This window comes from Bradyrhizobium sp. UFLA05-112 (assembly GCF_053572325.1).
Map to the genome: position 1 here is coordinate 1 of NZ_JBANBK010000165.1, position 6926 is coordinate 6926.

A 6926-nucleotide genomic window follows, 5' to 3' on the forward strand; every position below is an offset into this window, starting at 1 on the left:
ATTCAGCAACCTCAGTCTGGCCTCAGACCCGGTCGCTATCCACTCCCCATGGAATCTTCGCTGCGCTCGCAATGACGGAGGATGCGGCCCTAAAACGCATTCCGCAGCAGCGGATATTTCGCTTCGATGCCGTCGAGGCTGAAGGTGAATTCAACCACGCGTTCGGGGGGTGCGGACGGCAGTTCGGGGGCGATCGAGGGTTCGGCGATCTCGACGAGCCGTTCGGGCATACCGGTGAGGCCGACTGGCACGACCATCTCCGGTGCGATGTGGACGGCCTTCGGCTGCACGGTCTGGGGGCGCTCGCGCCGCACCGTCTCGCGCGACAGGGCCGCTGGCGACCAGCCCAATGCGAACGTCCCGACGGGGCTCATCGCGGGCACGTCAACGCCGTCGGCGAGCGCCCGCCAGGTCTGCACGGCGCGCTTGGCTTCCTGGATGTTTTCGAGAAAGGCGACTTCGGAGTGATAGCGGCGCCAGCGTCCGGTCTCGAACATTTCGGTGAGATGTTCCAGCCGCTGCTCAGCGAGTGCGCACCAGCGCTCCGCGATGTCGCGGCCGCGAGCCACGCCTTGGCGATGTGTCATATACCAGCCCGTCAGGAGAGAACTACGGACGCGGGACGCAACGCAGACGAATCAATTTAGACGTGACGGGATTATTTTGTGGAAAAGTTTTGACTTGTCCAGCGACGACGCAAATTTCGGTGCCAGATTCCGTAATGGTGCGGAGATTTCGCAGGCTTTCGTCGTCAAGCCCCGCACAAGCATGGCGGTCTTGCAGCGCAATGCGTGGGACGATTCGCAAACGATCATCCGAACTCACTCAACCCGGAGATGAAGGAAGCGCGCTTCGAAGATCGAGAGCTCCAAAAAGAAAAGACCCGTCCGGGGGGACAACCGGACGGGTCAAGCCATATGGGCGCTTGGGGTGGATGGGCGCTCGCGCCTGATATGACTGATGGGGAGGGATGACCGCTCCCACATCATTTGGTCGTGGCACAGGGCCGAACGTTCAAAACCCGCCGTGTGATTTTTTGACCTTCGCAGTCCGCGCGCGCTCGCTGTCAGCTATCGCGCGGCAGGTCTATCCGCTTGAGAAAGCGTGGATTTATCCCCGGCATTGGAAAGCGAGGGTTGCTCCAGCGCGCGCGTTCCCGGCTCGTCGCGACGTTCCGACGCATCTTCACGTTTTGTTGTTCCCGGCACCGCCGCAACCGGCGTCGCACCATCGACGGCAACCGCCGTGACCGCGGCGTAAGCATCGGCCTCGCCGTCGCCGAACAGATCGTCGCGACCCGGCGTTCCCAGGTCGCGGGCGGTCTTTGCGAGCGTCAGGCGCAGCGCTTCCGGCTTCAAAGCGTAGTTGCGCTCCAGAAGCAGCGCGGCGACGCCGGAGACATAGGCCGCCGAGAACGAGGTCCCCGACGTCATCTGGTATTTGCCATCCGGCGCCGGAAGGAAGATGTCGACGCCGGGCGCGGCGAGTGCGATGTGGCTGCCGCGATTGGAGGCGGAGAACAGCTTGTCCTGCGCATCGGTCGCGCTGACCGCGATCACGTTGGGATTGGCGGCGGGATAGAGCGGCGGAGATTTCGCGCCGGCATTGCCGGCCGCCGCAATCATCACCAACCCGCGCGCGGCAGTCGCCGCGATGGCGCGCTCGATCACCGCGTCCTTCGGACCAGCAAAGCTCATATTGACGATCTGCGCGCCGTGCTCGGCGGCATAGTTGAGCGAGCGCAGGATCACATAGGACGAGCTCTCGGCGCCGCCCGTGGTGCCGCCAAAGGCGCGGATCGCGATGATGCGCGCCTCGGGCGCGCTGCCCATCAGACGTGCATGCGACACGATCGCACCGGCAATGCCCGTACCGTGGACGTGCGGCCCTTCCTTGCTGCCGAGCGCGTCGAAATTGTCGGCGATCGAGTCGGCAAGCTCGGGATGGCTGGTGTCGATCCCGGAATCGATCACCGCGACCGTGACGTTCGCGCCATGCACCAGCATATGCGCCTCCGGCAGGCGGAGCTTTGCCAGCGCATATTGCGCGGAATCGCCTTCCGCCGGCACCCCCGCCTTCTGGTCCTGGAGCATGTAGCGGAAATTCGGCTGCACCGAGCGTACACCGTTCGCAGCGGCGAACTCGCGGCGCGCGGTGTCATAGGGCCGGCCATCGGTGATGCGGAACAGCCCGATGGTGGCGCCGATCAGCGGAAAGCTCTCCGACGCGATGCGGGTCAGGCCGTGGCTGCGCGCAAGCGCGTCGGCATCGGCGGTCGAAAGGTTGCTGTCGAGCTCGGCCACGAACTCATTGGGGAAATTGCGCGACGTGGTGCCCGCCTCCACCGTATTGCGGCCGGAATTCCCAGCGCCCTTCTTGCCAGATTTCCCCGAACCGCCGCCGGCCGTATTCGTCTGATCCAGGCATTCGCCGTCGGCGTCGCGATTGGGCGCGCTACAAGCCGGATAGAGATTGGGCGAATAGCGCACATATGGCAGCACAGCCGTATGGGCCATGCGCGCGGTCAGCCGAGGCACGACCCTGGGTCCGCGATCGACGCTGGTTACCGCCCGCCCGGTGACGACAGGGCTGCCGCGCCCCGTCACCGTCGGGCTGACGGTCGGCACGCGAGAGGGAATGCTGATTGTCGGCGTGCGCATGATCGCCTGCGCGTGCGCGATCCCGCTGCCGAAGGCACCAAGCAAGAGAATTGCGCCTACCGACGAAACGCAGGCGCCCGCTCTCGACACGCTTTCGGACTTACGCTGCATGTCCCTCGGGCGCTTAAGGCGCTGCCACGGCGAGGTTGACGATCTTCTCGCGCTGCATCCTGCTGAGCAGCGAGGCCAGCTCGTCGTTGTTCATCGCCTTGTTGAACTGGAGGCGGAACATGCCGCCCTTGGCGCCGTCGACGATCGAGGCCTGATAGCTGTCGAGCAGCGTGGTGATGTCGGCGATCCGCGCGTCCGGCGTGAACCGCACCAGCGCATGCGCCGACGCCGCGGACGAGGCCCCGAGCTCGCGCGTGATCGGAGCGTCCGTAGAGAGGGAGGCAGTCTGGAAGGTCGAGCTCTGGTTGTTCACCAGCACGGCACCGATGACACCAGCCTGGAGCAGCAGCGCGATCGCGCCAAGGCTCGCCGACCAGGCGAGCGTGCGCGGCGACAGGCTCGCGAAGAACGTGGAGATGCGTGTCGAGAGCGACAGCGCTCTGGGCTCGCGCGCGGGCTCCGCGTCGATCGCGGTGAACAGCTTCTGCATCGCGCGGGCCGACGGAGCACCGAGGCTCTCGTTGAGATGGATTGTCTCTTCATATTCGGCCCGGATCCCGGCGTATTGCTTGGCCAATTCAGGATCGCGGGCGAGCGCGTCCTCGACCCGGCGTGCGTCGCGCGGGTTCAGCGTGCCGGCAGCATGCCATGGCAGCAGCATCTCAATTTCACTGGGCTCTTGCTCCAGCATCTTCTTGCTCAATGCCATCATGGCCAGCCTCGTTCAACACCGGCTACCTTGAGCAGCTCGGCCAGTTTCTTGCGCGCATAGAACAAGCGCGTCTTCACGGTGTTCTCCGGTATTCCAACGATTCCGGCCACCTCTTCCACGGATTTCTCGTGGTAGTAGACGAGATCGACGATTTCCCGATGTTCCGGCGACAGTGCCGTCAAACACTCTCGCAACGCTTCACTGGTATCCTTCTTCTGCACCGCCGTTTCCGGATCGTCGGACGTGTCCTCGATCGCGTTGGCGGCCTCTTCGTCCAACTCAAGATCCTTCCTGCGCCGAAGCGCAGACAGGGCCTTGAATCGGGTGATTGCCAGCAGCCAGGTGGAAACAGCGGATCGGCCCTCGAACTTTCCGGCCTGACGCCAGACGTCGAGAAACACCTCACTGATCAGGTCCTCAGCGACCTGCTCATCGCGCACGAGCCTGAGCCCGAAGCGATAGACCCTGACATGGTGCCGCCCGTACAGCACCTGCATAGCGAGCCGGTCGCCTTGAGCGATCCGGGCGATCAGGACCTCGTCCGAAGCCGCCTGTGTCACGCTCAAAGGCCGTCTCGCAAAGTTGGTCGGGTCGAAACGGCAGGCGGTTCGACGGGCGGAGCAAGATTCTTCAAGCTACCGCAGTCGTACGGGTACGTGTGTGATGTACCCCACATACGCGCGTATTCTTGCAGCTCTTGGGGGGTCGCTAAAAACGGTAGCATAATACTATGACTTTTCCTTGCGGAGCGCCCGCAGGCGCGGCCCGATCTTACCAAGCCTCGAACCATAACGAAGCCTTATGCAGCGCATTCGCCGGCCAATTGATAGTATCTCTGGACCTTACCGTTGACCTTATTCGAGGCCGATTCTCAGGCCTATCGCCGACAATCCCTAATCGCTTGCTAATTTCCGTGTCGGATCAAGGCACTTACCCGGGCCGAGGGCTCGGATTCGCACCGCAAGGATACCAAACCTAAAGGCTTGCCACGTAGATTTTTGGACTGACATTCACCAGTGGCAGGTTCATGAGCGCGGCCGCGACATCCATCCCAGAGCGGAATGCCGCAGAAGTCGCGGATCTCGTCCTGTCTCCCGACCAGGCCACGCCGGAGGTCGTCGCGCGCCGCATGCGGCAGCGGCGCCAGATGTATATCGGCCAGACCGTGAGCTACTCGCTCGGCGCGTCGGTGCTGTTGCTCTACGCCTATAGCGGCGCGGTCTCGATGATCGTGCCGTCGATGTTCTGGCTCGGCGGGCTGATGATCATCGGCAGCTTCGCCGTACTGTCGGAGGCCGGCGTCGGCGAGCGTTACCGGGACCACTACCTCACCGTCTTTCAGATCTCGGCGCATATGGCGCTCCAGCTCATCTTCCTGCTGGCGGTGCCAACGATCGGGGTCGCCTTCATCAGCGTACTCTTCCTGATCTTCGCCTTCGGCACGCTGCGCATGACCTCGCAGCAGGCGATGCTGACCTGGGCGCTCGCGACTATAGGGCTCGGCTTCGTCTTCCTGATCTCCGACCTGCCGATCGCCATGCCGGTGACGAGCCGGCTCGAGCGGCTCGCATCGATGCTGTGCTTCGTTCTGGTGATCGGCCAGTGCGCCTTCCTCGGCCTGTTCGGCAGCACGTTGCGCAAGATCCTGTACCGGCGCAGCATCGAGCTGAAGGCCGCCTATCAGCGCATCGAGGAACTCGCCGAGCTCGACGAGCTCACCGGCTCGCTCAACCGCGGCTCGATCATGCGCGCGCTCGATGGGGAGATCACCGGTGCGCGGGAGGCGAAGGCGCCCTGCTCGGCCGCACTCATCGATCTCGACTGGTTCAAGCGCATCAACGACGCCCACGGCCATCCAACCGGCGACGAGGTGCTGCGCACCTTCGCCATCACCATCTTCGCCAATATCCGCCCGGGCGATCGTTTCGGCCGCTATGGCGGCGAGGAGTTCCTGCTGCTGATGCCGGACACGTCGGGCGAGGCCGCCATGCGCATGCTCGACCGCTTGCGCATGATCGTGGCCGAGCTCGACTGGAGCGCGTTCGCGCCCGGCATGCAAGTGACGATTTCCGCAGGCGTCGCAGCGCTGCGCGACAACGATAATGCCGACTCATTTCTCGCGCGCGCCGACAGCGCGCTCTATTCCGCCAAGGCGCAAGGACGCAACCGCATTGCGACCAGCTGACCAATCCATTTTTGTCCGGCGGCGCTGAAAGAACCGCCGGACCGAACGCTCCAGGACAGGGCCATGAGATCGAAACCCGCCAAAGACTCCCCCAAGATTTCCGAAAACCTGCTCGACGAATTGCAGGCGACGCTGTCCCACGGCACGGTTGCGCGCCGGGTCGAGACTCTGCGCCGCGTCACAGATCTCTTCATCGGCGGCGCGGTGGAGTATTCCGACGACCAGATCGCCGTGTTCGACGACGTCTTCCAGTGCCTGATCGACCACATCGAGACCTCGGCCAAGGTGCTGCTCGCCGAGCGCCTCGCTCCGATCGACACGGCGCCTGCCATGACTATCCGCACGCTCGCGCTCGACGACGTCATCGAGGTCGCCGGCCCCGTGCTGTCGAAGTCGGAGCGGCTGGACGAGGCGACCCTGATCGAGATCGCGCGCAGCAAGAGCCAGGCGCATCTCAAGGCCATCTCGATGCGCCGCGTGCTGTCCAATGCGCTCACCGACGTGCTGGTGGCGCGCGGCAATGACGAGGTGGTGCAGTCGACGGTCAAGAATCCAGGCGCACAATTCACGGAAATGAGCCTCATCGAGCTGGTCGGCCGCGCCGAACGCGACGACGACCTCGCAACCTGCGTAGGCCTGCGCCCGGACCTGCCGCGCCATCATTATCTGAAGCTGATCGCGAAGGCCTCCTTGAGCGTGCGCAGGAAGCTCGAAGCCGCCAATCCCGGTCAGTCCGACGCGGTGCTCAGCGCGGTGCACGAGGCGGCGCAGCGCGTCCGCGCGGCAACCATGACGCGGCAGACCGAAATGGCGCGCGCGCTGGTGAGATCGCTGTTCGAGGACGGCCGTCTCAACGAGCACCAGGTCACAGCCTTCGCCGAACAGAGCAAGTTCGACGAGGCCAATGCCGGGCTCGCGGCGCTCGCCGGTGTGCCGGTCGCGATCGCCGAGAACATGATGATCGAAAGCCGCACCGAGGGCGTGATGATCCTCGCCAAGGTCGCCGGCCTGTCATGGTCAAGCGTGCGCGCGATCATCGCGATGCGCGACAAGCTGTCCGGCGGCGATCCGACCGACCTGTTGAGCGCGAAAGATACCTACGAGGCGCTGCGCACCTCGACCGCGCAGCAGGTCCTGCGCTTTCACCGCATGCAGCAGAGCACGGCGCCGGCATAGCCGGTGCTAAAGCGTGATGGCATTAAGTTCGATAGCCTGAATTTTTGAGGTAGTTGGCGCATTCCTCGGGGGTGAAGGCATC

General features: G+C 64.1%; 6 protein-coding genes. 2 read left to right on the forward strand and 4 right to left on the reverse strand.

Features of this window, described 5'->3' with window-relative positions; translation table 11 throughout:
* Positions 1–89: 89 nt before the first annotated feature.
* The 4 genes from SO180_RS41635 to SO180_RS41650 all read right to left on the reverse strand — a co-directional run bounded on the left by SO180_RS41635 (position 90) and on the right by SO180_RS41650 (position 4049).
* Positions 90–569, reverse strand: a complete 480-nt coding sequence (locus SO180_RS41635; protein WP_449384581.1) for a TIGR03809 family protein — start codon at positions 567–569, stop codon at positions 90–92.
* 501 nt (positions 570–1070) lie between these two features.
* Positions 1071–2771, reverse strand: coding sequence for a S8 family serine peptidase (locus SO180_RS41640; protein ID WP_449384576.1), 1701 nt, complete (start codon positions 2769–2771; stop codon positions 1071–1073).
* 13 nt (positions 2772–2784) lie between these two features.
* Positions 2785–3483 carry a hypothetical protein gene (locus SO180_RS41645; protein WP_449384577.1) on the reverse strand — a complete coding sequence of 233 codons (699 nt, stop codon included), beginning with the start codon at positions 3481–3483 and terminating at the stop codon, positions 2785–2787.
* A complete protein-coding gene (locus SO180_RS41650; protein WP_449384578.1) occupies positions 3480–4049 on the reverse strand; it encodes a sigma-70 family RNA polymerase sigma factor in 570 nt (189 codons plus the stop codon). The genes SO180_RS41645 and SO180_RS41650 overlap by 4 nt, the downstream gene beginning before the upstream one ends.
* Before the next feature lie 461 nt (positions 4050–4510).
* On the opposite strand from SO180_RS41650, the gene SO180_RS41655 reads away from it, so the two are divergent.
* Both SO180_RS41655 and SO180_RS41660 read left to right on the forward strand, forming a co-directional pair.
* On the forward strand, positions 4511–5668 hold the full coding sequence (locus SO180_RS41655; protein WP_449384579.1) for a GGDEF domain-containing protein: 1158 nt from the start codon (positions 4511–4513) through the stop codon (positions 5666–5668).
* Positions 5669–5731: 63 nt separating this feature from the next.
* Positions 5732–6844: a DUF2336 domain-containing protein gene (locus tag SO180_RS41660; RefSeq protein ID WP_449384580.1), complete on the forward strand. Its 1113-nt coding sequence runs from the start codon at positions 5732–5734 to the stop codon at positions 6842–6844.
* Positions 6845–6926: the final 82 nt, after the last annotated feature.

Bases quoted from the DNA above. Each gene is read 5' to 3' on its own strand.
- SO180_RS41655 (WP_449384579.1), top strand. From the start codon at position 4,511: ATGAGCGCGGCCGCGACATCCATCCCAGAGCGGAATGCCGCAGAAGTC.
- SO180_RS41645 (WP_449384577.1), bottom strand. From the start codon at position 3,483: ATGATGGCATTGAGCAAGAAGATGCTGGAGCAAGAGCCCAGTGAAATT.
- SO180_RS41640 (WP_449384576.1), bottom strand. From the start codon at position 2,771: ATGCAGCGTAAGTCCGAAAGCGTGTCGAGAGCGGGCGCCTGCGTTTCG.
- SO180_RS41660 (WP_449384580.1), top strand. From the start codon at position 5,732: ATGAGATCGAAACCCGCCAAAGACTCCCCCAAGATTTCCGAAAACCTG.